Raw genomic sequence first — 25,837 nt, 5'->3', positions numbered from 1 at the left:
CCGCTCAGGCCACGATCAGGAGCGGGTTCTGGAGCAGGGTGGCCAGGCGGTCCAGGAACCTGGCGGCCGTCGCGCCGTCGGTGGCGCGGTGGTCGACCGACAGGGTGACCGCCATGCGCTTTCCGGGGACGACCTGGCCGCCGCGGACGACCGGCTCGTCGCGGACCGCGCCCACGGCGAGGATCGCCGCCTCCGGCGGGTTGATCACCGCGGAGAACGAGTCGACGCCGAACATGCCGAGGTTGCTGACGCTGAACGTGCCGCCGCTCATCTCCCGGAGTGAGAGCTTGCCGTCGCGCGCCTTGCCGGCCAGCTCGCGGGTCTCCTGGCCGATCTGCGAGACGCTCTTGCGGTCCGCGTCCTTGATGACCGGCACGACGAGGCCGTCCTCGACCGCCACCGCGATCCCCACGTGGACGCGCTTGTGGAAGAGCAGGTTCTCCTCGGTGTAGGACACGTTCACGGCCGGGTGCTCGCGGAGGGCGGTCGCCGCGGCCTTCACGATCAGGTCGTTCACGCTGACCTTGGACGGGGCGAGCGCCTCGTTCAGCGTGGCGCGGAAGGCCAGCAGGGCCTCGGCGTCCACCTCGCGGTTGAGGTAGAAGTGCGGCGCCTCGCGCTTGCTCTGGGTGAGCCGCTTGGCCGCGACCTTGCGGAAGCGGTTCAGGGGGACGGCCTCGACGTCCGGGTCCTCGGCCTGCGCCTGGACGGGCGGCGCTGTGGGAGCCGCGGCGGGTGCCGGGGCCGGGGCCTCGGCACGGATGGCGGCCTCGATGTCGGCGCGGACGATGCGTCCGCCCGGGCCGGAGCCGTTCAGCGTGGTCAGGTCGATGCCGTGGTCGCGGGCGAGCCTGCGCGCCAGCGGCGACGACGGCGGACGGGACGCCCCGGCGGCGCGCTGGGCGGGCGCGGGAGTCGCGGGTGCGGCAGGAGGAGCGGCGGCCGGTTCCGGCCCGGCCGCGGGTGCCGGCTCCGCGGCGGCGGCCGGTTCCGGTTCGGCGGCCGGTTCCGGGGCCGCGGGTGCCGCGCCGCCCGCCGGGACGATCACGGCGATGGGGGCGCCGATCGCGGCGGTCTCGCCTTCGGCCACGAGGATCTTGTCGAGGACGCCGGCCTCGTACGCCTCGTACTCCATGACCGCCTTGTCGGTCTCGATGTCGACGATGACGTCACCGACCGCGATCTCGTCCCCCGGCTGCTTCTGCCAGGAGCTGATGACGCCTTCTTCCATGGTGTCGGAGAGGCGGGGCATGAGGATCTCGGTCATGACGCGGGCTCCAGGATCGGACGGCCGGTCGCGCGGAGCGTGTCGCGGACGGCGGTGAGCAGGGATTCGGCGGACGGGAGCGCCGCCGTCTCCAGGGACTTGGCGTAGGGGAGCGGCACCTCGGCCATCGCGACGCGCCGGACGGGCGCGTCCAGCCAGTCGAACGCGCCCTCCTGGACGGTCGCGGCGATCTCGGCGCCGATGCCGTAGGTGAGCCAGTCGTCCTCGGCGACGACGGCGGAGCCGGTCTTGCGGACGGACTCCACGATGGTCCGCCGGTCGAGGGGGCGGAGGCTGCGCAGGTCCACGACCTCGGCGGAGACGCCCTCGGCGGCCAGGGTCTCGGCGACCTCGGTGGCGACGCGGGCCATCCGGGAGTAGCCGATGATCGTGATGTCGGTGCCGGGGCGGGTGACGGCGGCGCGGCCGATCTCGGCGGGCTCGACGTCCTCGATCGCGGGGACTTCGCCCTTGGTGTTGTAGAGGGCGAGGTTCTCCAGGAACAGCACCGGGTCGTCGTCGCGGACGGCGGCCTTCAGCATCGCGGACGCCTCGGCGGGCGTGGACGGCGCGACGACCTTCAGGCCGGGGATGAACGAGTAGAACAGCTCCACGTTCTGCGAGTGGGTGGCGCCGAGCTGCTGGCCGCCGCCGCCCGGGGTGCGGATCACCATCGGGACGCTGGCCTGCCCGCCGAACATGCCGTAGATCTTCGCGGCGTGGTTGACGATCTGGTCCAGCGCCAGCAGCGAGAAGTTGATCGTCATGATCTCCACGACGGGGCGGAGGCCGAGCATCGCGGCGCCGATCGCGGCGCCGACGAAGCCCTCCTCGGCGATCGGGGTGTCGCGGACGCGGCGCGGCCCGAACTCTTTCAGCAGCCCCTCGGTGATCTTGTAGGAGCCTTCGAAGAGCCCGATCTCCTCGCCGAGGAGGAAGACGTCGTCGTCCCGGAGCATCTCGGCGCGGAGGGTGTCCCGGAGGGCGTGGCGGTAGGTCATGGTTGCCATGAGCGTGCTCCTCAGGAACCGAATACGGGGTCGGCGGGCAGCCGGCGCATCTCGCCGGGGACGGGGGTGGCGTAGGTGTAGTCGAACAGCGTCGACACGTCGGGTTCGGGGCTGTCGTCGGCGAACGCGGCGGCGGCGTCGATCTCGGCCTTGACCTCGGCGTCGAGGCGGTCGCGCTCGTCGGCGGAGAGGATCCCGGCCTCCTCCAGTTCCAGTGCCATGCGGGCCAGGGGGTCGGCGGCCTTGAGGGTCTCCTTCTCCTCCTTGGACCGGTAGCGGGCGGGGTCGACGACGGAGTGGCCTTTCAGCCGGGGGCTGGTGGTCTCCAGCAGGTACGGCTTGCTCTCGGCGCGGGCGCGTTCGACGGCGGTGCGCGCGGCGTCCCGGACGGCGATCACGTCGGTGCCGTCCACGCGGGCGCTCTCGATCCGGTAGGCGGCGCCGCGCCGGTGCAGCTCGGGCTCGGCGGAGGAGTTCTCCACGGTCGTGCCCATGCCCAGGCCGTTGTTGACCACGACGAAGACGACCGGGAGGTCCCACAGGCCGGCGATGTTCAGCGACTCGTGGAACGCGCCGATCGCGGTCGTGCCGTCGCCCATGTGGCACATGACGACCTCGTCGCCGCCCTTGTAGGAGACGGCGAGCGCCGCGCCGGTGGCGAGGGGGAGCTGCCCTCCGACGATGCCGTACCCGCCGAGCAGCCGCGCCTCGGCGTCGAACAGGTGCATCGACCCGCCCCAGCCCTTGGACACGCCGGTGGAGCGGCCGTACAGTTCCGCCATGACGCGGTTCGCCTCGATGCCCTTGGTGATGGCGTAGCCGTGCTCGCGGTAGTTGGTGAACAGGTAGTCGGTGGGCCGCAGCGCGGCCATCAGGCCGACGACCGTGGCCTCCTCGCCGAGGTTCAGGTGGCAGTAGCCGCCGATCTTGGCCTCGGTGTAGGCGCGGGCGGCCCGCTCCTCGAACCGCCTGATCAGCAGCATCTGCCGGTAGTAGCCGACGAGCGTCTCGGCGTCCCCCTCCGGGACGGGGGCCTCCGGCGACGTGGCGGTGGCCGCCGGAGACGCCCCGGTGGTCTTCGACGATGACGCGCGGGTCTTGGGCGGCCTGGTGCCGGTCGTCCTCCGGTTGCGGGCCGGGGCGGCCTGGACGGTCTCAGCCATCGGCGACCTTCCTTCGTCGGGGGAGACGCCGTAGGATCGCCACGACGCTCACCGATCATCATTGATCTATGATCGATCATATTCTATCCGTCAAGAGTCACTTACCGAATCTGCGTCTAACATGTGGTCCCGTGAACGCGCCCATTCCCGCCCAGCTGCTCCGCACCGGACTCGCCGACCAGATCCGGGCGTTCATCGTGGAGGGCATCAGCTCGGGGCGCTGGGAGCCGGGCGAACGCATCGTCGAGCGCCGCATCGCCGCCGAACTCGGAGTCAGCCAGGGGCCCGTCCGGGAGGCGCTGCGTCAGCTGGAGGCGCAGCGGCTGATCGAGTCGCTGCCGAACCGGGGCGCCCGGGTCCGCGAGTTCACCGAGCGGGACCTGGCCGAGATCTTCCCCGTCCGGGCCGGGCTGGAGCGGACGGCCGCGGAGCTGGCGATGCCCCGCCTCTCGGACGGCTGCCTGGACGCGCTGGAGGAGCACAACCGGCTGCTCGGCGAGGCCGCGCGGGAGGGCGACCTGCACGAGCAGATGCGCCTCAGCATCGCCTTCCACCGCGAGATCGTCGAGACGGCGGGCAACCGGCTGCTCGTCTCGGTCTGGGAGGGCCTCGGCATCGAGCTGTGGACGACGCTGTCCCTGCGCCTCCACCACACCGAGATCTACTCCAAGTCGGCCGAGCACGCCGAGCTGATCGAGGCGTTGCGCCGCTGCGACCCCCAGACGCCGCAACTGCTGCACGAGCACGTCATGAACTACGCGCCCTGACCGAGCACCTTCCATGCTCGGCGGCCCGCGACCAGGTGGCGGCTCGCGACAGGCCGGACGAAGATCTTCACTCTTTCTCGCGGTACGCCTTCGTGAGCTGCGCCTCGGCGTCGTCCAGGTAGGACCGCAGCTCCCGTTCGGCCGCCGTGAGGTCGCCCCGCGCGATCAGGTCGTACAGGCGGCGGTTGCGGGTGAGGTACGGCTCGTGGAACTCGCGCGGCGATCCCATCTCGTGGAAGACCAGGCGCATCTCGGCGAGCAGGAGCCGGGTCATCTCGTCCACGCGCGGGCTGCCCACCAGCGCGGCGATCGCCTGGTGGAAGCGGATGTCGGCGGTGCCCACGTCCGCCCACTCGCCGTCCGCGGCGGCGCGCTCGCCGTCGAGGACGGCGGCCTCCACCCGGCCGAGCGCCGCGCGGGGGGCGTCCGGCGCGGACCGCACGCCCTCGCACTCCAGGATCCGCCTGACCCGGTAGAGGTCGGCCAGGCCGTCGGGGGTGACGCGGCGCACGAACACGCCGCGGTTGAACTCGTGGACGAGCAGCCGTTCCTGGGCGAGCAGGCGGAACGCCTCCCGCACGGTGTTGCGCGACACCTTGAGCGCGTCGCCGAGTTCCTCCTCGCGGACCCGCTCGCCGGGGGCCAGCCGCCCGTCGGTGATCTTCTCGCGGAGCAACTCGGCGATCCTCGCGGCGGTGCTGGTCCGGTCGAGGTCGTGCCGGGCGGCCGCTATGTCGGTCAGCCATGAGCCCTGCGCCGGCACGGGCATCGACCACCTTCCGGATCGGCGCGGGGCTGCCGCGCGGAACGTGTGCGACCTCAGCCTATCCCCAGCGATCGAAGGATGCATCAACAGGTCTCTTGATGGATTGTTGAACAATCTCTACGCTGACGGAAAGTCGAACGCCCAGAAGGGTCACCCCCATGACGGACCGGACCACCCTGGCAGAGACCCCGGCCCCCGCCGCACGCTCACGTCGCAGCGCGCTCCTCGGCGCCATGTTCCTGATGGCCACCAGCGCCATCGGCCCCGGCTTCATCACCCAGACCACCGTGTTCACCGCCAAGCTCGGCGCAGCCTTCGCGTTCGCGATCGTCGTGTCGGTGCTGGTGGACATCGCGATCCAGCTGAACGTGTGGCGCGTCGTCGGCGTCTCCGGCATGCGCGCCCAGGAACTCGGCAACCGCGTCCTGCCCGGCGCCGGCTACGGCCTCGCAGCGCTGGACGTCTTCGGCGGCCTGGTCTTCAACATCGGCAACATCGCCGGCACGGCCCTCGGGCTGAACGCGCTGCTCGGCCTGGACGTCAAGATCGGCGGTGGGATCTCCGCCCTCGTCGCCATCGGGATCTTCCTGATCCGGCGCGCCGGGGTCGCGATGGACCGGATCGTGATCGTGCTCGGCGGCGTCATGATCCTGCTGACGCTGTACGTGGCGCTGGTGTCCGACCCGCCGCTCGGCGACGCGCTCAGGCAGAGCGTCGCACCCGAGACGGTCGACTTCCTCGTCATCACCACCCTGATCGGCGGGACGGTCGGCGGCTACATCACCTACGCCGGCGCGCACCGCATGATCGAGTCCGGGGTGACCGGCAGTGAGAACGTCAAGCAGATCAACCGGAGCGCCGTCACCGGCATCATCGTCACCGGCCTGATGCGGGTGCTGCTGTTCCTCGCCGTCCTCGGCGTCGTCGCCGGCGGTGTGACCCTCGCCAAGGAGAACGCCCCGGCCTCCGCCTTCGAGCACGCGGCCGGCGAGGCGGGGCTGCGGGTCTTCGGCCTGATCATGTGGTCCGCCGCGATCACGTCGGTGATCGGCGCGTCCTACACCTCCGTGTCGTTCCTGGTCTCGTTCTCCTCCTTCGTCGAACGGCACCGCAACCGCCTGGTCGTGGCGTTCATCCTGGTCTCCGCCTCGATCTACCTGGCGATCGGGACGGCCCCGGCCAAGCTGCTCATCCTCGCGGGCGCGCTGAACGGGCTCATCCTGCCGTTCGGTCTCGCCGTGGTGCTGTGGGCGGCGGGCCGCCGCCGCGACCTGCTCGGCGGCTACCGGTACCCGGCCTGGCTGCTCGTCCTCGGCGCCGCCGCCTGGCTGCTCTCCCTCTACCTGGGCTGGAACTCCCTGTCCGGCCTGAACGACCTCTGGGGGTGACGACCGGGTGCGGATACTTCCGAGCGGCGACGCGGCCGTCCTGGTCGAACTGCCGGACCTGCCCGGCATGCTCGCCCTGTACGCGGCGCTGGCCGCGTCCCCGCCGCCCGGCGTCGCCGACATCGTCCCGGCGGCCCGCACCCTGACCCTCCTGCTCGGCCCGTCCGCCGACCCGGCCGCGGTCGCCGCCGCCGTCCGCGCCGCCCGGCCCGGCGCGGCGGACGGCGCCGCCGGCGCCGCCGAGGTCCCCGTCGTCTACGACGGCGAGGACCTCGGCGAGGTCGCCCGCCTCACCGGCCTCACGCCCGCGGAGGTCGTCGCCGCCCACACCGCGGCCCCCTGGCGGGTCGCGTTCACCGGGTTCGCGCCCGGCTTCGGTTACCTGGAGGGCGGAGACCCCCGGCTGGACGTCCCGCGCCGTGCGACGCCGCGCGTCCGCGTCCCCGCGGGCGCGGTCGGTCTCGCCGGACGTTTCAGCGGCGTCTACCCGGTCGAATCACCCGGCGGCTGGCAGCTCATAGGACGCACGGAGGCCGTCCTATGGGACCTGGACCGCGACCCGCCCGCCCTGCTCCGCCCCGGAGTCCGGGTCCGTTTCGTGCGGCGGGAACCATGAAGCGGGGCCTGGACGTTCTCGACACAGGTCCCCTGGCGACCGTCCAGGATTTGGGCCGTCCGGGTCATGCGGCGCTCGGCGTGGGGGTGTCGGGCGCCGCGGACCCGGACTCGCTGAAGCTCGCCAACCGGGCGCTGGGCAACCCCGAAGACGCGGCGGCGATCGAGGTCACGCTGGGCGGGCTCCGCGTCCGCTGCCGCGGCGGGGTGTTCGCCGCGGTCACCGGAGCGCCCTCCCCGCTCACGATCGGCGGTCGCGCCGAGGCGCCCTATTCGATCTTCCACATTCCGGACGGTGCCGAACTCCGGATGGCGGTGCCGCCGGCGGGGCTGCGCAGCTACCTGGCCGTGCGCGGCGGGCTCGCCGTCGCGCCCGTCCTCGGCTCCCGCTCCACCGACACCCTCGCGGGGCTCGGCCCCGGCCCGCTCAAGCCCGGCGACCTGCTGCACGTCGGCCCGCCGCCCCGCCGGGCCGTCCCGCCGCTGGACGTGCTGCCCGTCCGCCCGCCGCGGACCGGCGACATCGGCCTGCGCGCGATACCCGGACCCCGCGACGACTGGTTCGCCCCCACCGCGCTGACCACGCTGTTCACCTCCGCCTACACGGTGACCAGCGAGATCGACCGGGTCGGGATGCGGCTGGACGGACCGCGTTTGACCCATGCGGAACGCGGCGAGCTACCCAGCGAGGGGACCGTCACCGGTGCGCTGCAGGTGCCCCCGTCCGGGCGGCCCGTGCTGTTCCTCGCCGATCATCCGCTGACCGGCGGCTATCCCGTCATCGCGGTGGTCGCCTCCGCGCATGTGGGACGCGCCGCCCAGGCCCGTCCCGGACAGCGGCTCCGCTTCCAGCCGCATCCCGCGCCGGACCTTCGAGAGGAGAGACCATGACCGCACCCATCGACCCGGGCGCGCTGTCGCCGGATCAGGCCAGGGCGCTGTTCCGGGCCGGCCTCCGCGTCCCCACCTCGGGCTGGTGCGCGGGCTGGACGCAGGCGAACCTCATCGCCGTGCCCCGAGAGCAGGCGTACGACCTGCTCCTGTTCGCGCAGCGAAACCCCAAGCCGTGCCCCGTCCTCGACGTCGCCGAACCCGGCGAGGTGTCCACGCCCCTGTTCGCCGGGGACCTGCGCACCGACCTGCCCGGCTACATCGTCTACGAGCGCGGTGAACCGGTCGCCGAGGCGACCGACGTGACCGACTTCTGGCGGGACGACCTGGTCTCGTTCCTCATCGGGTGCAGCTTCACCTTCGAGGACGCGCTCCGCGACGCCGGCGTCCCCGTCCGGCACATCGAGCAGAACGGCAACGTCCCGATGTACCGGACGAACCGGATGTGCCGCCGCGCCGGGGAGTTCGGCGGCCCCCTCGTCGTCTCGATGCGTCCCGTCCCCGCCGCGCAGGTGGCCGACGCCGTCCGGGTGACGTCCCGGTACCCGTCCGTCCACGGCGCCCCCGTCCACATCGGCGACCCGCTCGACCTCGGCATCGACGACATCGGCGCGCCCGACTTCGGCGACCCGGTCGAGATCCGGGTGGACGAGATCCCCGTGTTCTGGGCGTGCGGGGTGACGCCGCAGGCGGCCGTGATGGCGTCCCGTCCCAAGCTGGCCATCGGGCACGCACCCGGCCACATGGCGATCACCGACGCCCGCGACAGCCGGTACCTCGTTCCCTGACACGGCAGAGGTTCCGCGACACGGCATAGGCTTCGTTCATGGCCGAGATCGTCGCCCCGGGCGACCTTCTGGGGGAGCGCTACCGCCTGGAGCGCCCCCTCGGCGCCGGCGGCATGGCGACCGTCTGGCGTGCGGTCGACCTCGTCCTCGACCGCGCCGTCGCGGTCAAGGTCCCCAAGGAGGGCTGGCCCGAGGAGTTCACGCGGCGGCTGCGCCAGGAGGCGAAGGCCGCCGCGGGCCTCACGCACCCGAGCATCACCGGCGTGTACGACTACGGTGAGCACGAGCGCGTTCCGTATGTGGTCATGGAGCTGCTGGACGGCGAGACCCTGTCGTTGCGCCTGTCCCGGGGGCCGCTGCCCTGGCGTGAGGCGGCCGGGATCTGCGCCCGTGTCGCCGACGCCTTGGCCGCCGCCCACGCGGCCGGGATCGTCCACCGCGACATCAAGCCCGCGAACGTGTTCCTGACCCGGGTCGGCGTGAAGGTCCTCGACTTCGGCATCGCCTTCACCGGCCCGTCCGCGCCCGGCGGCCCCCTCCTCGGCACCCCCGCCTACGTCGCCCCGGAACTCCTGTCGGGCACGCCCCCGGCCCCGCCGGCCGACCTGTTCTCCCTCGGCGTCGTCCTTCAGGAGTGCCTGGATGACGACGTTCCCGACGCGGTCACCGCCCTCTGCCACCGCTGTCTGGACGAGGATCCGGAGGCCCGTCCCACCGCCTCCGAGGCGGCGCGGGTTCTCGCCGACGCGGCCGGCGTCCAGCTCGCCCCGTTCCCGGTGCCGCAGCCTGCCGGAACTCCGGACGGCCGCTGGAGACCCGACCCGCCGCGGGCACCGACACGCGTCCTGGACGACCCCGTCCCGCACGGCGGGCCGCCGGCGCCGGCGCGCAAGCCGCTGATCATCGCGGGGGCGGCGGCCGGTGCCGTCGCGCTGGTGGCGGTGCTGCTGGCGGCGCTGTCCCCGGATTCGCCCCGGCAGGCGGCCGTGCCGCCGCCGACGGCGAGCCCGTCGGAGACGGGGCCGGCGGCGTGCTCGGTGTCGTACCGGGTCGACGGGACGTGGCCGCAGGGCTTCCAGGCCACGGTCCGGATCACGAACCTCGGCGACGGGGAGATCGACGGCTGGCGGCTGGGTTTCGAGCTGCCGGAGGGCCAGGCGATCACGCAGCTCTGGAACGGCAGCCAGGTCCAGGACGGCTCGTCGGTCACGGTGACGGCGGCGGACTGGAACCGGTCGATCCCGCCGGACGGGACGGCCGAGTTCGGGTTCATCGGACGGCAGGACGGCGGTGACGGCCGCCCGTCCCGGTTCACCCTCAACGGCGGGGAGTGCCGGACCTGACCCGCCGGGTCAATGGGAGCGCTCCCAGAGTATCGTCGCAGGTCATGATGTTCGGGACCGAATTGATGCGGTGCGACCTATTGTGTCGCGGCTCTTCCAAGGCTTAGCATCCCGGCAATCGAAGCGCTTCGACAATCGGCTCGATCCCACCCCGGAGGAGACCATGATCAAGGCAGGCAGGAGTGCGGCGGTGCTCGCCGCCCTTGCCGCGGCCGCCCTGTCGCTGACCGCGTGCGGCGGCGACGACGGCGGCTCCGGCGGCAAGGAGCTGAAGCTCTGGCACTACGAGTCGCCCGACAGCGCCATGGGCAAGGCGTGGAGCGAGGCCGTCAAGGAGTTCGAGGCCACCCACCCCGGCGTCACGGTGAAGTTCGAGGAGAAGGGCTTCGAGCAGATCCAGAAGACCGCGCCCATGGTCCTGAACTCCAAGAACGCCCCCGATGTCATGGAGTACAACAAGGGCAACGCCACCGCCGGCCTGCTGTCCAAGCAGGGGCTCCTCGCCGACCTCACCGCCGAGGTGCAAAAGCGCGGCTGGGACAAGATGATCAGCCCGAACGTCCAGGTCACCGCCAAGTACGACGCCAAGGGGACGATGGGCGGCGACAAGTGGTTCGGCGTCCCCAACTACGCCGAGTATCTGCAGGTCTACTACAACAAGGACCTGTTCGAGAAGCACGACGTCGAGATCCCGTCGACGTTCGGCGAGCTGGTCGCCGCGATGGACGCGTTCGTCGCCGAGGACGTCACGCCGTTCACCAACGCGGGCGCGGAGTACATGGCGCACCAGTTCGTCTACCAGCTCGCCCTCGACAAGGCCGACCAGAGCTGGGTGGACGCCTTCCAGCGCTACACCGCCAAGGCGGACTTCAACGACGCCGCCTGGACGCACGGGGCGACGACGTTCGCCGACTGGGTGAAGAAGGGGTACATCGCCAAGAACTCCGTCAGCCTCAAGGCCGAGGACGCGGGCGTCGCCTTCATGAAGGGCGAGTTCCCGATGATGTTCTCCGGAAGCTGGTGGTTCGGGCGCGTCGCCGCCGAGGCGACGTTCGACTGGGAGACCTCGGTGTGGCCCGGCGCCAAGATGACGCTCGGCTCGGGCGGGAACCTGTGGGTCGTCCCCAAGGGGTCGGAGAACAAGCAGCTCGCCTACGACTTCATCGACATCACGATGAAGAAGAAGATCCAGAACACCCTCGGCAACGCGGGCGGCATCCCGGTCGCGGCGGACCCGTCCGCGATCACCGAGCCGAAGGCGAAGAAGCTCATCGACGACTTCGACGCGCTGGCGCAGTCCGGCGGGCTCGCCTACTACCCGGACTGGCCGGTCGCCGGTTTCTACGACGTCCTGGTGTCGCAGACGCAGAAGCTCATGAACGGCACCGCCCCGGGTGAGGTGCTCGGCGGCATCCAGCAGTCCTACGACAGCGGTCTGCCGAAGTGACGACGCAGGGCCGCGGCCGGTCGCGGGAGCAGTGGGCGTACGTGCCGTACCTGCTCCCCGGCCTGCTCCTTTTCACCGCCGTCATCGGGGTGCCGTTCCTGATGAACATCGGGACGAGCTTCACCGAGTGGACGGGCGTCGGCACACCGGAGTGGGTCGGGCTCGACAACTACCGGGAGCTGCTCAAGGACGAGCGGTTCTGGTCGTCGTTCGGGCACAACGGCCTGATCATCGTCGGGATGGCGATCGTCCCGACGATGATCGGGCTGGTGCTGGCCTCGGTGCTGACCGACCTGATCGGCCGGCATTTCGGAGCGCGGACCGCGAGCGTCCTGCGCGCCTGCATCTACCTGCCGCAGGTGCTGCCGATCGTCATCGCGGGCGTGGTGTGGAGCTGGCTGCTGGCCCCGGAGGGCGGCGCGGTCAACGCGCTGCTGGACGCCGTGGGCCTCGGGTCGCTCGCGCACGACTGGCTCGGCGACCCGGCCACGGCCCTGTGGAGCGTCATCGCGGTGATGGTCTGGATCCAGATCGGGTTCCCTCTGGTGATCTTCATGTCGGGGTTGCAGCGGGTCGACCCGTCGCTGTACGAGGCGGCGGAGATCGACGGCGCCTCCTGGATGCGGCGGTTCTGGCACATCACGGTCCCGCAGATCCGGCCGGAGATCTTCGTGGTGCTGCTGTGGACGACGATCGCCGCGCTGAAGGCGTTCGCGCAGATCTTCGTGCTGACGAAGGGCGGCCCGGGCGGGGCGACGAACGTGCCGGCGTACTACTCGTGGGTCCACTTCTTCGAGAAGTCCGAGGTCGGCTACGGCTCGGCGATCGCGACCGTGCTGACGCTCGTCATCATCGCGCTGACCGTCGTCTTCCTGCGCATGCAGGGACGTGAGCTGGGGGAGGCGCGGTGACCGCGACGCTGACGAAGAAGGCCGGGACGCCGCCGCGCGACGGGCCGGGCGGAACGCGCCGTGCGCGCCGCCGCGGACCGTCCGCCTACGCGGTGCTGGTGGCGCTGGTCGCGTTCGCCGGCGTGATGCTGATCCCGTTCGTCGTGGTGCTCTTCAACGCGCTGAAGACGCCGCAGGAGTACTCCTCGAAGGGCCCGCTGGCGCCGCCGGACGGGTTCAACCTGGACGCCGTCCGCGCGTTCTGGGAGCGCACCGACTTCGGGAACGTACTGCTGAACAGCGTGTTCATCAGCGGCTCCGTCGCCGTCCTCGCCGTCCTGCTGTCGGTGCTGAACGCCTACGCGCTCGGCATCGGCCGGATCAAGGGGCGGATGTGGGTGCTGGTCCTGCTGCTGATGGCGAACACGGTGCCGCAGGAGGCGCTGGTCTACCCGCTGTACTACCTGTCCAAGCAGGTCGGCCTGTACGACACCCGGATCAGCGTGATCATCGTGTTCACGGTCATCCAGAGCGCGTTCGGGACGTATCTGCTGGCGTCGGTGCTGTCGGCGTTCCCGCGTCCGCTGCTGGAGGCGGCGCGGATCGACGGCGCCGGCCGGTGGCAGGTGCTGTGGCGGGTGGTCGTGCCGGTCGTGCGGCCGACGCTGTCGGTGCTGATGGTGTTCTTCTTCGTGTGGACCTGGAACGAGTTCCTGATCCCCATGGTCTTCCTGATCTCCAACGAGAACCAGACGGTCTCGGTCGCGCTCGGCGTCCTGCAGGGACAGCGGCTCATGGACGCCACGATGTCCAGCGCCGCGTCGCTGCTCGGCCTCCTCCCGACCGTTCTCTTCTTCCTCATCTTCCAGCGCACTCTGTCGCGCGGACTGACCGCGGGGGCTATCAAATAATGAAGTTCAGCGACGGCTACTGGATGATGCGCGACGGCGTGCGCGCGTCTCATCCGGTGGAGGTCCTCGACGTCGACACCGGGCCGAATTCGTTCACGGTGTACGCGCCGGTCCAGCGGATCCGGCACCGGGGCGATCTGCTCAAGGGGCCGGTGGTCACGGTGACGTGCGAGTCGCCGATGCCGGACGTCGTCGGCGTCACCCTCACCCATTTCGCGGGGGAGCGGCGGCGCGGCCCGGATTTCGAACTCGCGACGGACCCCACCGGCGACGTGGCCGTGGACGACGACGCGGCGACGCTGACGTCCGGTGCTTTGTCGGTGCGGGTCAGGCGCATAGGGGAATGGGGCGTCGATTTCCTGGTGGACGGACGGCGCCTCACCGGCAGCGCACCCAAGGCGCAGGCCGTCATCGACACCGACGACGGACGCCATTACGTGCGGGAACAGCTCGATCTGGCCGTCGACGACTTCGTCTATGGGCTCGGTGAACGGTTCGGGCCGCTGGTGAAGAACGGCCAGTCCGTGGACGTGTGGAACGCCGACGGCGGGACGGCCAGCGAGCATGCGTACAAGAACGTGCCGTTCTTCCTCACGAACGCGGGCTACGGCGTCTTCGTCGACCATCCGGGACGCGTGTCCTTCGAGGTGGCTTCGGAGGCCGTCGCCCGGACGCAGTTCAGCGTCGAGGGCCAGTCGATGCGGTACCTCGTCATCTACGGGCCGACGCCGAAGGAGATCCTGCGCAAGTACACCGCGCTCACGGGACGGCCCGCCCGGCTCCCCGAATGGTCGTACGGGCTGTGGCTGTCCACGTCGTTCACCACGTCCTATGACGAGGAGACCGTCACGTCGTTCATCGACGGGATGGCCTCGCGCGACCTGCCGCTCAGCGTCTTCCATTTCGACTGCTTCTGGATGCGCGAGTTCCAGTGGTGCGACTTCGAATGGGACCCGCGGGTGTTCCCCGACCCGGCGGGGATGCTGCGCCGGCTCCGCGATCGCGGCCTGCGGATCTGCGTCTGGATCAACCCGTACATCGGGCAGCGCTCCCCTCTGTTCGAGGAGGGACGTTCACGCGGCTACCTGCTGAAACGCCCGAACGGGGACGTGTGGCAGTGGGACAAGTGGCAGCCCGGCCTGGCCGTGGTCGACTTCACCAACCCCGAGGCCAGGGAATGGTACGCCGGCAAACTCGACGCGCTGCTCGACATGGGCGTGGACTCCTTCAAGACGGACTTCGGCGAACGCATTCCCACCGATGTCGCCTACCACGACGGCTCCGACCCGGAACGGGCGCACAACTACTACACCTACCTCTACAACCAGACCGTGTTCGACCTGCTCCGCAAGAGGCGCGGTGAGGGGGACGCGGTGGTGTTCGCCCGTTCCGCCACGGCCGGTGCGCAGCGCTTTCCGCTGCACTGGGGCGGCGACGCCGAATCGACGTTCGAGGCGATGGGGGAGAGCCTCCGCGGCGGTCTGTCCCTGGGCATGTCGGGGTTCGGCTACTGGAGCCACGACATCGGCGGTTTCGAGGGGACGCCCGACCCGGCCTTGTTCAAACGGTGGATCGCGTTCGGGCTGCTGTCCTCGCACAGCCGTCTGCACGGAAGCCATTCCTACCGGGTTCCGTGGCTGTTCGACGAGGAGTCGGTGGACGTCCTGCGGGACTTCACCCGGCTGAAGATGCGGCTGATGCCCTATCTCTCTGGCGCCGCCCGCCAGGCGTCCGGGGAAGGGCTGCCGATGATGCGGGCAATGGTCGTCGAATTCCCGGACGACCCCGCCTGCACCCACCTGGAACGCCAGTACATGCTCGGCGACGACCTCCTCGTGGCGCCGGTGTTCTCGTCCGACGGCGAAGTCTCCTACTACGTGCCGGAGGGTGTGTGGACTCACTACCTCACCGGCGAACGCGTCGAAGGCGGCCGCTGGGTGCGTGAAAGGCACGGGTTCGGCAGCGTGCCGCTGCTCGTCCGTCCCGGGGCGGTGATCCCGGAGGGCGCCGTGCAGGACCGTCCCGACTACGACCACGCGGACGGCGTCACATTGCGCGTCTACGAGCCGTCCGATGGAGCCACCGTCACCACACAGATCGGCGACACCACGTTCAGCACGACGAGAAACGGTGAAAACCTGCGCGTGACAGGCGGTGGAGCCTGGAACGTTCTCCTCGTCAACGCGCGTGCGGCCGCGGTCGAGGGCGGCGAGCCCTCAGAACATCCGCAAGGCGTTCTGGTCAAGGCGGCCGGCGGCGAACTGGTCATCACTCTGGAAAGGGAGAACTGATGGGCTTCCCCGAAGGGTTCCTGTGGGGTGCGGCCACCGCCGCTTACCAGATCGAGGGAGCGGCCCAGGAGGACGGACGTGCACCGTCCATCTGGGACACCTTCAGCCACACGCCCGGCAAGGTCCTCAACGGCGAAACCGGCGATGTCGCCACCGACCACTACCACCGCCGGCAAGAGGACGTCGCGACGATCGCCGACCTGGGCCTCGACGCCTACCGGTTCTCCATCTCCTGGTCACGCGTCCTGCCGGACGGGACGCCCAACCAGAAGGGCATCGACTTCTACTCCAGACTGGTCGACGAACTCCTCGAACACGGCATCGCCCCGGTCGCCACCCTCTACCACTGGGACCTCCCGCAGGACCTGGAGGACGCGGGCGGCTGGCCCGAACGCGACACGGCACGCCGGTTCGCCGACTACGCCGAACGGATCGGACGCGTCCTCGGCGACCGCGTCCACACGTGGACGACGCTGAACGAGCCGTGGTGCTCGGCGTTCCTCGGCTACGCGTCCGGCGTCCACGCCCCGGGCCGCACCGACCCGGCGGACGCGCTCGCCGCCGCCCACCACCTCAACCTCGCGCACGGCCTGGCCGTGCGGGCACTGCGCGGCGTGGTCTCCCCGTCCGCGCGGCACTCGGTCACCCTCAACGTCCACCATCTGCGCGGCGACGCGGAGGCCGTCCGGCGGGTGGACGCCGTCTCCAACCGCGTGTTCCTCGATCCGATGCTCGGCAACGGCTACCCCGCCGACCTCCTGGACGACACGGCGTCCCTCACCGACTGGGGTTTCCTGCGCAACGGCGACGCCGAGATCATCGCCGCGCCCATCGACGTCCTCGGCGTCAACTACTACTCGCCCACGCTCGTCCGGCAGTGGGACGGCGTCTCCCCGCGCGAACACGCGGACGGCCACCGGCAGGGCGCGGCGTCGCCGTTCGTCGGCTGCGACGACGTCGAGTTCGCCGGGCAGCCCGGCCCCCGCACGGCGATGAACTGGCCGATCGACGCGACCGGCATGGAGGAGCTCCTTCTGCGGCTGCACCGCGACTACCCGCACACACCGCTGATGGTCACCGAGAACGGCGCCGCGTTCGACGACGTGGTGGACGGCGCGTCGGACGGGAAGCGCCGCGTCCACGACGACCGCCGCGTCACCTATCTGCGCGACCACATCGCCGCCGTGGAAAGGGCCTGCGACGCCGGCGCCGACGTCCGCGGCTACTTCGCCTGGTCGCTGCTGGACAACTTCGAATGGGCCTACGGCTACTCCAAGCGTTTCGGCCTCGTCCACGTCGACTACACCACCGGCGAACGCACCTGGAAGGACAGCGCCCGCTGGTATCGCGACGCCATCACCGCCCGTCGCGGGAGCCCATGAGCACCGGACGCGCGCGGGTGGCCGTGCTGGCGCTGTCCCTCGCGGCGTTCTGCTTCGTCACGACGGAGAGCCTGCCGATCGGGCTGCTCCGCCTCATCGCGGACGACCTGGACGTCTCGCCCTCGGCCGTCGGCCTGCTCGTCACCGGCTACGCGGCCGTGGTCGCGATCGTCTGCGTCCCGCTCGTCCGGGTCACGGCCCGGGTGGGACGGCGCCGGCTGCTCACCGGTGTGATGCTCGTCTTCGTCGCGATGTCGTTCGCCGCGGCGGCGGCCCCCGGCTACGGCGCGCTGCTGGGCTCGCGGCTGGTCACCGCGCTCGCCCAGGCGGTGTTCTGGCCGGTCGCCGCGGTGGCGGCGGCCGCGCTGTTCCCGCCCGGTCGCCGGGGCAGGGCCGCCGCCTACGTGTTCGCCGGCGGGTCCCTCGCCGTCGTCATCGGCATCCCCCTCGGCACCTGGCTCGGCCAGGCCGTCGGCTGGCGCGCCTCGTTCGCCGCTCTCGGCGCCCTGTGCCTGGTCTCGCTCGCGGCCGTCGCCGTCCTGCTGCCCGGCGGGAACGCGGGCGGCGCGGCCGCCGTCCCCGCGGCCCGGCCGGACCGGCGGCGCTTCCGGCTGCTGATGGCCACCGTCGTGCTGGCCGTCGGCGGCGTGTTCGCCTGCTACACCTACATCACCGAGTTCCTGACCGGCGTCAGCGGCTTCCCCGGGGCCGCGATCAGCCCGCTGCTGCTGGCGAACGGCGCCGCCGACATCTGCGGCCTCGCCATCGCCGGCGTCGTGGTGGACCGCGGCCCGCGCGCCCTGCTCGCCGCGGCCACGGCCGTGCTCACGATCGCCATGCTCGGCCTGTTCACGTTCGGCGCCGCGGCGGTACCGGCGATCGCCGGGCTCGTCCTGCTCGGCCTCGGGCTGCCCGCCTTCGTGACGGCCATGCAGGCCAGGGTGCTGGAGTCGGCGCCGGGCGACACCGGCGTGGCCTCGGCGTGGGCGGCGTCGGCGTTCAACGTCGGCATCGGGGGCGGCGCCCTGCTCGGCGGCGCGCTGCTGCCGTTCACCGGCGTGCGCGGCACGGCCCTGGCGGGTGCGGTCGCCGCCGCCGCGGCGCTCGCCGTGATCTGCGTGGAACGCCCGGTCCGGCCGGCGGCGTTCCGCGCGCGGGCTCCGGCCGGCCCGGGCACGGCTAGCATCGATCGCACTCCGAATCGCTTCGAGGACGACGGGACGGTCCGTGGTCAAGATCACTGATGTGGCGCGGCACGCGGGGGTTTCGCCGAGCACGGTCTCCTACGTGCTGAGCGGCAAGCGCTCGATCTCCGAGGAGACCCGGCACCGCGTCCGGGAGAGCATCCGCGAGCTCGGCTACCGGCCGCACGCGGGCGCCCGCGCGCTCGCCAGCAGCCGGTCCAACGTGCTCGCGCTGATGATCCCGCTGCGCTCCGGCATCGCGGTGCCCGTCGTCATGCAGTTCGCCGTGTCGGTGGTGACCGCGGCCCGCCGGCACGACCACGACGTCCTGCTGCTCACCCAGGAGGAGGGCGAGGACGGGCTGCGCCGCGTCGCCGACAGCGCGCTCGTGGACGCGCTGATCGTGATGGACGTGCAGATGAAGGATCCGCGCCTGCCGCTGCTGCGCACCCTGGACCGGCCGAGCGTCCTCATCGGCTTCCCCGCCGACGCCGACGACCTGACCTGCATCGACCTCGACTTCCACGCCGCCGGCTCCGTCTGCGTCGAGCATCTGGCGGAGCTCGGACACCGCGAGATCGCGATGATCGGCTCGCCGCCCGAGGTCTACGCCCGCCAGACGGGCTTCGCGCAGCGGGTCGCGGACGGGTTCACCGGGGCGGTGCGGGCGGGCGGCCTGACCGGGGACGTCCTGCCGTGCGAGGCCACGGCGGACGCGGCCCGCGACCTTGTGGAAAGGCTCCTCGCCGAGCGTCCCGGCCTCACCGGCGTCCTCGTCCACAATGAGCCGATCGTCGGCCCGGTGGTGCGGGCGCTGCGCGCCGCCGGGCGCCGCGTCCCGGAGGACGTGTCGGTCGTCGCGATCTGCCCGGACGAGCTGGCCGAGCACGCCGAGCCGCCGCTGTCGTCCGTCGCGATCCCCGCCGACGAGGTGGGCGGACGCGCCGTGGACCTGCTGATGTCCAAGCTCGACGGGGCCCCGGTCCCGGCCGCGACCCTGCTCCCGCCGACCCTGACCCGGCGCGCCAGCACCGCGCCCGCCGCCGCAGGCTGACCCGACAAGGAGGTACGGAGAGGGCCCGCACGGCCCATTTGTCGAAGCGCTTCGATAAACACTGCTCGGGGGCCAGTCCAGAGGAGTACCGATGCTCAGACACCATCGAAACCCCCGTCCGCCCGGCCGGCGCAGCCGGCCCCTGACCCTCGTCCTGGCCGCCGCGCTGGTGGCCCCCATCGCGTGGACGGCGCCCGCCGCCGCCCGCGAGACCCTCCCGTTCCGCGACCCGGGCCTGTCCGTGCAGGCCAGGGTCGGCGACCTGCTCGGGCGGCTCACCCTGGACGAGAAGATCTCACTGCTCCACCAGTACCAGCCCGCGATCCCGCGCCTCGGCATCGACCGGTTCAAGACCGGCACCGAGGCGCTGCACGGGGTCGCGTGGTCCACCGACGTCCACAACGACGGCGCCGTCGTGACCGCCGAGGGCACGGTGTTCCCGCAGTCGGTCGGGCTCGGCGCGACCTGGGACCCGGCGCTGCTCAAGAAGATCGGCTCGGCGGTCGGCACCGAGGCCCGCGGCTACCACAGCGAGAACCCCGACGTCTGGGGCCTGCAGCTGTGGGCGCCCGTCGTCAACCTGCTGCGCGACCCGCGCTGGGGCCGCAACGAGGAGGGCTACTCCGAGGACCCGCTGCTCACCGGCCTCCTCGCCACCGCCTACGGCCACGGCATGCAGGGCGACGACCCCGCCCGCCTCAAGGCGGCCCCGGTCCTGAAGCACTACATGGCCAACAACAACGAGATCCGCCGCGACCGGACGTCCTCCAGCCTGCGGCCCCGGGTGAGCAAGGAGTACGACGAGGTCCCGTTCAGGATCCCGATCACCCGTGACGCCTCCACCGGCGTCATGACCGCCTACAACCTGATCAACGGACGTCCCGCGACCGTCACCCCCGACGCCGGGGGCCTCATCCGCTCTTGGACGGACCGGACGCTGTTCAACGTCACCGACGCCGGCGGGCCCAACAACCTCGTCGGCTCCCAGCAGTACTTCCCCGACCTCGCCACCGCCGACGCGGCCGTCCTCAAGTCCGGCACGGACAGCTTCACCACCGACAACACGAACTCTTCCATCACGATCAACGCGGTCAAGGAGGCACTGTCGCGCGGGCTGATCGCCGAATCAGACATCGACCGCGCCGTCGGCCACATCCTCAGCATCCGGGTGCGGCTCGGGGAGTTCGACCCGGGCGGCGGCCCCTACGGGAAGATCACCAAGGAGGTCGTGGACAGCCCCGCCCACCGCGCCCTGGCGCGCAAGGCCGCCGCCGAGCAGATGGTGCTGCTCAAGAACGAGGGCGCCGCGCTGCCCATCTCGTCCGGCAAGGTCGCCGTCGTAGGCCAGCTCTCCGACACCCTCTACACCGACTGGTACTCGGGTGACCTCCCGTACGAGGTCACCCCGCTGGACGGCATCAAGAACAAGGCCGGCGCGGGCAACGTCACCTCCAGCGAAGGCGTCGACCGGATCGCGCTCAAGGACGTCGAGACCGGCAAGTACATCGCCGGCGGAACCGGTGCCGGTGCCGTCCTCAAGACCGGGCCCACCACGGCCGCAGACGCGACGACCCAGTTCGACGTGTTCGACTGGGGCCAGGGCATCGTGACCCTGCGCAGCGCCGCCAACGGCAAGGTCGTCGGCCGCCACAACTGGGGCGACACGTTCGCCAACGACCAGGACCAGCCGAACGACTGGTTCGTCCAGCAGATGTTCAAGCTCGAGAAGCAGGACGACGGCGACCACCTGCTCCGCTACGCGGGCTACGAGAAGGCGTACGACTGGGCCGACCCCTCCAAGATCTACCTGAAGGCGCAGGACGACGGCACGCTCGTCCTCACCACCAAGGACGACGCGGGCCGGTTCGCCAAGGACGTCGTCACCAGCGGCATCGAGTCGGCGGTCAAGGCGGCGACCAGCGCCGACACCGCCGTCGTCGTGGTCGGCAGCATGCCGTTCATCAACGGCCGCGAGGACCACGACCGCACCACGATGGCGCTCGCCGAAGGCCAGTCGGAACTCATCAAGGCCGTCCGCGAGGCCAACCCGAACACCGTCGTCGTGGTGGAGAACAGCTACCCGACGACGCTCAACTGGGAGCAGGAGAACGTCCCGGCGATCCTGTGGACGAGCCACGCCGGCGCCGAGACCGGCAACGCCCTCGCGTCCATCCTCTTCGGCGACGAAAGCCCGTCGGGGAAACTCCCGCAAACCTGGTACCGCTCCGAGAACGACCTGCCCGACATCCTCGAATACGACATCATCAAATCCGACCGCACCTACCAGTATTTCAAGGGCAAGCCGCTCTACCCGTTCGGCCACGGCCTGTCCTACACCACGTTCCGCTACGGCGAACCGCGCCTCAGCAGCCATTCCGTCGGCCGTGACGGAACGGTGACGGTCACCGTCCCGGTCACCAACACGGGCGGGAAGGCCGGCGACGAGGTCGTCCAGCTCTACACGCACCAGCGGCGGTCCCGGGTGAAGCAGCCGCTGAAGACGCTGCGCGCCTTCGACAAGGTTCACGTCGCACCCGGCAAGACCGCGACGGCGAAGTTCCGGCTGCGCGCCTCGGACCTCGCGATCTGGGACGTCACCCGCAACAAGTGGACGGTCGAGAGGTCGAAGCACGACCTGCTGATCGGCTCCTCATCCGCCGACATCCGGCGGCGCGCCCACCTCAACGTGCGCGGCGAAAGGATCCCCGACCGGGACCTGTCCGAGACCACCCGCGCCGCGGACTTCGACGACCACGACGGCATCGAAATGGTCGACGAATCGAAGGCGAAGGGCGACGCGGTCGCCGGCGCGCCGGGCTCCTGGCTGAAGTTCGCGGACGCCGACCTCGGCAGGTCCACCGGCAAGATCACGGCACGTGTCGCGGGCACGAACGCCACCACGATCCAGGTCCGCCTGGACGGCCCCGGCGGTCCGGTGGCGGGAACCCTGAACGTCCCGTCCACCGGCGGGAAGTACACCTACAAGGAGATCACCGCACCGCTCACCGGCGCCCGCGGAGACCACGACGTCTATCTGGTCTTCACCGGCGAAACCCGCCTGAGCACCTTCTCCCTGACCCGCTGAAACCCCGGCCCGCCCCGGCCCCGGCCGGGGCGGGCCATCCCGCTGCAAAGGACGCCACCCATGCGTGCCAGAAGCAGAATCGCCGCCATCGCCGCCACCCTCACCGCCGCCGCACTCATCTGCATCCCGGCCCCCGCCGGCCCCGCCCAGGCCGAAACCCACGACGTCGGCTACGACCGGTATTCACTCATCGTGGACGGAGAACGCGTCCTGCTGTGGACGGGTGAATTCCACTACTTCCGGCTCCCCGGCCCCGCCCTGTGGCGGGACGTCCTCGAGAAGATGAGGGCCGCCGGCTTCAACGGCGTGTCGCTCTACTTCAACTGGGGTTACCACTCACCGGCCCCCGGCGAGTACGACTTCAGCGGAATCAGGGACGTCGACCGGCTCCTGCGCCTCACCGAAGAACTCGGCCTCTACGTCGTCGCGCGACCCGGACCGTACATCAACGCCGAGACCACCGGCGGCGGCCTTCCCGCCTGGCTGAAGACCGTCCCCGGACGTGCCCGCTCCAGCGACCCGGGCTACACCCGCGCCTACCGCGAATGGCTCGCGCACATCGACCCCATCATCGCCCGCCACCAGGTCACGCGCGGCGGATCGGTCATCGCCTACAACGCCGAGAACGAATACGCCGCGAACACCGACGCCGCCTACATGGAGGACATCCAACGCCAGGCCCGCGCACACGGAATCGACGTCCCCATCACCCACAACCAATGCTGCGACGCCTCCTGGACCCCCACCTGGGCGTCCGGTCTGGGAGCCGTGCAGATCCCCGGCGTGGACGACTATCCGCAGTCGTTCGAATGCCGCGAGCCCGACACCTGGGGGACCTGGGGCGAGGGCGTCACCGAACGGCTCAGCCCCGACTCCCCGGTCTATGCCGCCGAATACCAGGCCGGCGCCATCGACGTGAACCGGGCCGGCTACGGCCAATGCCGTGAGCTCACCGGACCCGGCTTCATGAAGGTCTACTACAAGTCCAACCTCGCCGCCTCCGGCGCCACGATGTTCGGCTACTACATGGCGTTCGGCGGCACGAACTGGGGACGGCTCGGCCAGCCCAACGACGTCTACACGTCCTACGACTACGGCGCCCCCATCACCGAGAACCGGCAACTGACCGCCAAGTACGACGAGTTCAAGCGCCAGGGCCTCTTCGTCACGACCGTGGCGCCCCTGACGAAGACGGACCCGGCCACCGCACCCGCCTCCGACAATCCGTCCGTCCGCACCGAGGCCCGGGCCAACCCCGACACCGGCACGCAGTTCGTCCTCGTCAGGCACGCCGACCGCAAAACCGACGGCGACGAATCCGCCGACCTCACCTGGACCACTCCCGACGGCACCTACGACCTCCCCGTACGACTGGAAGGCCGAGACGCCAAAATCCTCATGGCCGGCTACGACATGGGCGGCCAGCGCCTCGCGGCGACGACCTCCGAACTCCTCACCCACACCGCGGCCGACGGACGGGACATCGCCGTCCTCTACGGCACCGAAGGCGTGGCCGGAACGACCGTCCTCCGCTACGGCACCCGCCCTGACGTCAAAGTCCTGAGCGGTTCGGTGAAGACGTCCTTCACCGACGGCGACCTGAAACTCGACTACACCCACAAAGGCCTGGCCCGCGTCGAGATAACCGGCGGCGGCCGAAAGCCCCTCCTGCTCCTCCTCGGCACGGACGAAGAGGCCGCCGAGTTCTGGCGCTCGGGAAACACCCTCATACGCGGCACCCACCTGGTCCGCTCCGCCCAGACCAAGGGCGACACCGTGGCCATCAGAGCGGACTTGGCCAAGACGACCGAATTCGAGGTCTTCACCTCAGCCCGCCACGTGACCCTGAACGGCCGCGGAACCCGAACCCGGACGACTCCGAGCGGCACGCTCGTGGCCCGGGCCAAAGGTCCGAGACCGGTGAAACTCCCCGCTTTGAAGTACTGGCGCGGCGAACAGGGCGCCCCCGAATCCGCCCCCGGCTTCGACGACTCCGACTGGAGAATCGCCGACCGCACCACCACGGTCAGCCCCATCAAGCCGAAGAAACCACCCGTCCTCTACGCCGACGACTACGGCTTCCACCACGGCCACGTCTGGTACCGCGGCCACTTCACCGCGACCGGCTCCGAATCATCGGTCGAACTCAACGCCATCACCGGCAAAGGCGGCATCTACCAGGTCTGGCTGAACGGCCGCTACCTGGGCTCGGCCGCCGGCGGGGAACAGAAGGACGCCGACGCCCCCGTCAACGAGAACCCGGGTCCGGGCACCTTCGAAATCCCGCCCGACCTCCTCGGCAAGGGCGAGAAGGCCGTCCTCTCCGTCCTGGTCGAGAACATGGGCCACAACGACGACTGGACCGCCGACGACGTCCGCCACAAGCAACCCCGCGGCCTCGTCAACGCCGACATGACCACGAACCCGGTCACCTGGCGCATCCAAGGAACCCGCGCCCAGGACCCCCTCCGAGGCCCCCTCAGCACAGGCGGCCTGTACGGCGAACGAAACGGCTGGCACCTGCCTTCCGCACCCACCAGAACGTGGACGCGCACGTCCCCGAGCCGTCCAACGACCCCGGGCGTCCACTGGTACACCACAAAGGTGCGCCTGGCCCTACCCAGAACTCAGGACGTCCCAGTGACCCTGCACTTCAACAAAGGAAAAGGCCGCTACCGGGCCCTCATATTCGTCAACGGCTGGAACCTCGGCGAGTACGTCAACGGCGAGATCCAGCACGACTTCGCCCTCCCGAACGGAATCCTCGACCCCCGCGGCCACAACACCCTGACCCTCGCCCTGATCACGGAAGACGACTCCAAGCCCGGCGCCGTATCCCTGACCGCCGCCGGAAACGTCCGGGGAGGCGCGCAGATGACACCGTGACAACCGGTGCCGGGCAGGATGGCTCATCGAGCCACCCGACGAGCGGATGACGGATGCGCTCGTGCGCGGAGCGCTCGACCTCGACGTCCTGCTCGGCCCGCAGGTCGCGCGACTCGGCGCTCTCCGGCCCGCGGATCAGCCGGTCGGGCGTACGTGGGGTGGGAGCTTTTCGGGGTGGCGCATATGGTGGCTGACGTCGCCGACGAGGTCGAGGGTGATGCGGCGCTCGGCGAAACGCCAGCGGCCGTCCCGGCGCTCGAAGGTGTCGGCGTACGTGCCGCAGGCGATGGGTTGCAGCGGGAGGGCCGGTACGGCCTGGAGGACGGTGTAGTACGCCGTCGAGCGGGCCGTGCCGGCCTCCTCGTCGACCTCGATCGCGAGGTTGGTGGTGATGTGCTTGGTGCGCAGGGTGCCGTCGTCGTGGACGATCACCGTTCTCTCGAACATGGCCGCGATCGCGTCGCCGCCGCGCAGTGAGCCGCCGCCGCCGGTGAACACGGCGTCGGCGAACAGGTCGCGGATTCCCGCGAAGTCCGCGCCGTCCACGCATTCGGCGTAGCGGAAGACGAGGTTCGCGACGGCCTGGTGGCTCGGCTGGTCGGCGGGAGCAGTGGACATGATCGCCTCCGGTTCGGGCTCGCCGTCCGATCATGGTCCTCGCGCGACGCGGTTCCGCGCCCGATCCCGTTGAGCAGGACGCGCGAGTGCG

The 25,837-nt window shown here is 70.9% G+C and carries 20 protein-coding genes; 15 read left to right on the top strand and 5 right to left on the bottom strand.

Features of this window, described 5'->3' with window-relative positions; translation table 11 throughout:
- Positions 1-4: 4 nt before the first annotated feature.
- The 3 genes from ACTWPP_RS09300 to pdhA are packed head-to-tail and all read right to left on the bottom strand — an operon-like array spanning position 5 to position 3,440.
- Positions 5-1,267, bottom strand: coding sequence for a dihydrolipoamide acetyltransferase family protein (locus tag ACTWPP_RS09300; protein ID WP_443103740.1), 1,263 nt, complete (start codon positions 1,265-1,267; stop codon positions 5-7).
- The gene (locus tag ACTWPP_RS09295) at positions 1,264-2,277 is read right to left on the bottom strand and encodes an alpha-ketoacid dehydrogenase subunit beta (RefSeq protein ID WP_443103739.1); all 1,014 of its coding nucleotides are present in this window, start codon (positions 2,275-2,277) and stop codon (positions 1,264-1,266) included. The genes ACTWPP_RS09300 and ACTWPP_RS09295 overlap by 4 nt, the downstream gene beginning before the upstream one ends.
- 11 nt (positions 2,278-2,288) lie before the next feature.
- Positions 2,289-3,440, bottom strand: a complete 1,152-nt coding sequence (pdhA, locus tag ACTWPP_RS09290) for a pyruvate dehydrogenase (acetyl-transferring) E1 component subunit alpha (protein ID WP_443103738.1) — start codon at positions 3,438-3,440, stop codon at positions 2,289-2,291.
- A 131-nt stretch (positions 3,441-3,571) separates the two neighbouring features.
- Here pdhA and ACTWPP_RS09285 point away from each other — a divergent pair, with 131 nt between their 5' ends.
- Entirely contained in the window at positions 3,572-4,207 is a 636-nt protein-coding gene (locus ACTWPP_RS09285; RefSeq protein ID WP_443103737.1) for a GntR family transcriptional regulator, read from the top strand.
- Positions 4,208-4,274: 67 nt separating this feature from the next.
- On the opposite strand, the gene ACTWPP_RS09280 is transcribed toward ACTWPP_RS09285, so the two are convergent.
- A complete protein-coding gene (locus ACTWPP_RS09280) occupies positions 4,275-4,976 on the bottom strand; it encodes a GntR family transcriptional regulator (RefSeq protein WP_443103736.1) in 702 nt (233 codons plus the stop codon).
- A 155-nt stretch (positions 4,977-5,131) separates the two neighbouring features.
- Here ACTWPP_RS09280 and ACTWPP_RS09275 point away from each other — a divergent pair, with 155 nt between their 5' ends.
- From ACTWPP_RS09275 to ACTWPP_RS09210, 14 genes are all read left to right on the top strand, one after another.
- Entirely contained in the window at positions 5,132-6,361 is a 1,230-nt protein-coding gene (locus tag ACTWPP_RS09275) for an NRAMP family divalent metal transporter (protein ID WP_443103735.1), read from the top strand.
- A 7-nt stretch (positions 6,362-6,368) separates the two neighbouring features.
- Positions 6,369-6,977, top strand: a complete 609-nt coding sequence (locus tag ACTWPP_RS09270; protein ID WP_443103734.1) for a 5-oxoprolinase subunit B family protein — start codon at positions 6,369-6,371, stop codon at positions 6,975-6,977.
- Positions 6,974-7,867, top strand: coding sequence for a biotin-dependent carboxyltransferase family protein (locus ACTWPP_RS09265; RefSeq protein WP_443103733.1), 894 nt, complete (start codon positions 6,974-6,976; stop codon positions 7,865-7,867). The genes ACTWPP_RS09270 and ACTWPP_RS09265 overlap by 4 nt, the downstream gene beginning before the upstream one ends.
- Entirely contained in the window at positions 7,864-8,655 is a 792-nt protein-coding gene (locus ACTWPP_RS09260; protein WP_443103732.1) for a putative hydro-lyase, read from the top strand. The genes ACTWPP_RS09265 and ACTWPP_RS09260 overlap by 4 nt, the downstream gene beginning before the upstream one ends.
- A gap of 38 nt (positions 8,656-8,693) precedes the next feature.
- On the top strand, positions 8,694-9,998 hold the full coding sequence (locus tag ACTWPP_RS09255) for a protein kinase domain-containing protein (protein ID WP_443103731.1): 1,305 nt from the start codon (positions 8,694-8,696) through the stop codon (positions 9,996-9,998).
- 163 nt (positions 9,999-10,161) lie between these two features.
- Positions 10,162-11,445, top strand: coding sequence for an ABC transporter substrate-binding protein (locus tag ACTWPP_RS09250; protein ID WP_443103730.1), 1,284 nt, complete (start codon positions 10,162-10,164; stop codon positions 11,443-11,445).
- Positions 11,442-12,356 (top strand): carbohydrate ABC transporter permease, encoded by a 915-nt coding sequence (locus ACTWPP_RS09245; RefSeq protein WP_443103729.1) that lies wholly within the window; start codon positions 11,442-11,444, stop codon positions 12,354-12,356. The genes ACTWPP_RS09250 and ACTWPP_RS09245 overlap by 4 nt, the downstream gene beginning before the upstream one ends.
- On the top strand, positions 12,353-13,246 hold the full coding sequence (locus ACTWPP_RS09240; protein ID WP_443103728.1) for a carbohydrate ABC transporter permease: 894 nt from the start codon (positions 12,353-12,355) through the stop codon (positions 13,244-13,246). The genes ACTWPP_RS09245 and ACTWPP_RS09240 overlap by 4 nt, the downstream gene beginning before the upstream one ends.
- On the top strand, positions 13,246-15,537 hold the full coding sequence (yicI, locus tag ACTWPP_RS09235; RefSeq protein ID WP_443103727.1) for an alpha-xylosidase: 2,292 nt from the start codon (positions 13,246-13,248) through the stop codon (positions 15,535-15,537). The genes ACTWPP_RS09240 and yicI overlap by 1 nt, the downstream gene beginning before the upstream one ends.
- The gene (locus ACTWPP_RS09230) at positions 15,537-16,919 is read left to right on the top strand and encodes a GH1 family beta-glucosidase (protein WP_443103726.1); all 1,383 of its coding nucleotides are present in this window, start codon (positions 15,537-15,539) and stop codon (positions 16,917-16,919) included. Before yicI ends, ACTWPP_RS09230 begins: the two co-directional genes overlap by 1 nt.
- A complete protein-coding gene (locus tag ACTWPP_RS09225; protein WP_443103725.1) occupies positions 16,916-18,163 on the top strand; it encodes an MFS transporter in 1,248 nt (415 codons plus the stop codon). Before ACTWPP_RS09230 ends, ACTWPP_RS09225 begins: the two co-directional genes overlap by 4 nt.
- Positions 18,147-19,157, top strand: a complete 1,011-nt coding sequence (locus ACTWPP_RS09220; RefSeq protein ID WP_443103724.1) for a LacI family DNA-binding transcriptional regulator — start codon at positions 18,147-18,149, stop codon at positions 19,155-19,157. The genes ACTWPP_RS09225 and ACTWPP_RS09220 overlap by 17 nt, the downstream gene beginning before the upstream one ends.
- 91 nt (positions 19,158-19,248) lie before the next feature.
- Entirely contained in the window at positions 19,249-22,242 is a 2,994-nt protein-coding gene (locus ACTWPP_RS09215; RefSeq protein ID WP_443103723.1) for a glycoside hydrolase family 3 C-terminal domain-containing protein, read from the top strand.
- 60 nt (positions 22,243-22,302) lie between these two features.
- Positions 22,303-25,128 (top strand): beta-galactosidase, encoded by a 2,826-nt coding sequence (locus ACTWPP_RS09210; RefSeq protein WP_443103722.1) that lies wholly within the window; start codon positions 22,303-22,305, stop codon positions 25,126-25,128.
- 135 nt (positions 25,129-25,263) lie between these two features.
- Here ACTWPP_RS09210 and ACTWPP_RS09205 read toward each other — a convergent pair whose 3' ends face one another.
- Entirely contained in the window at positions 25,264-25,746 is a 483-nt protein-coding gene (locus ACTWPP_RS09205) for a nuclear transport factor 2 family protein (protein WP_443103721.1), read from the bottom strand.
- Positions 25,747-25,837 lie beyond the last annotated feature (91 nt).

This window comes from Actinomadura sp. 3N407 (genome assembly GCF_052245875.1).
Classification (GTDB): Bacteria; Actinomycetota; Actinomycetes; order Streptosporangiales; family Streptosporangiaceae; genus Spirillospora.
The sequence above is the reverse complement of the archived record's forward strand: the minus strand, read 5'-3'. Positions and strand labels throughout refer to the sequence as shown.